Here is a 672-nt window from a genome sequence, read left to right as displayed (position 1 = left end):
GCATAGCAGCGGCGCCCGCCGTACTGCACGTCCTGGATGTTCTTGATGACGCCGTAGCCCTTGTCGTTCATGAGCACGATCAGCAGGTCCGCCTTCTCCTGCACCACGGTGGCCAGCTCGCCCAGGTTCAGGATGAAGCCGCCGTCGCCGGCCAGGCAGAAGGTCTTGCGGCCCGAGCCGGTCACGGCGGCGCCGACGGCGGCGCCGATCGCCATCGGCATGCCCTGCCCGATGCCGCCACCGGTGGCGTGGACGCCGGCGCCGGGTTCGAAGATGCGCAGCTCGCGGTTGCCCCAGGTGCTGTTGGACACCGTCACGTCGCGCACCCAGTTGAAGTTGCGCCCGGCCGCGGCCTGGAGCTGGCGCACGAGTTCGGCATAGGGGCCGAGGCCATCCGTCAGCGTGGCGACGGCCTGCTGATGCGCGGCGCGCAGGTCGGCCAGCAGCGCCGGGTCGGCCTGGTATTGCGCGGCTTCGAGCCGGTCGGCCAGTCCGTCGAGCGCCAGCGCCGCGTCGCCGCAGACGAAGGCCTCCGTGGCATAGCAGCGCCCCTCCGCGGCCGCATCGGCGTCGATGCGGTAGAGCGGGCGCGGCAGCTTGAGCTCGTACTTGAGCGTCTCGTTGCCGCGCAGGCGCGAGCCGACCACCAGCATCGCGTCGCAGGTCTGGTAG

The 672-nt window shown here is 71.4% G+C and carries 1 protein-coding gene; it reads right to left on the bottom strand.

From position 1 onward, the window contains the following. A partial coding sequence (locus AC1DTN_RS37965; RefSeq protein WP_477925300.1) for a thiamine pyrophosphate-dependent enzyme occupies nt 1–672 on the bottom strand: 672 nt, incomplete at both ends.

It is taken from the genome of Rhizobium sp. 01T444 (assembly GCF_056398305.1).
This window is presented reverse-complemented; position numbering and strand designations above follow the sequence as displayed.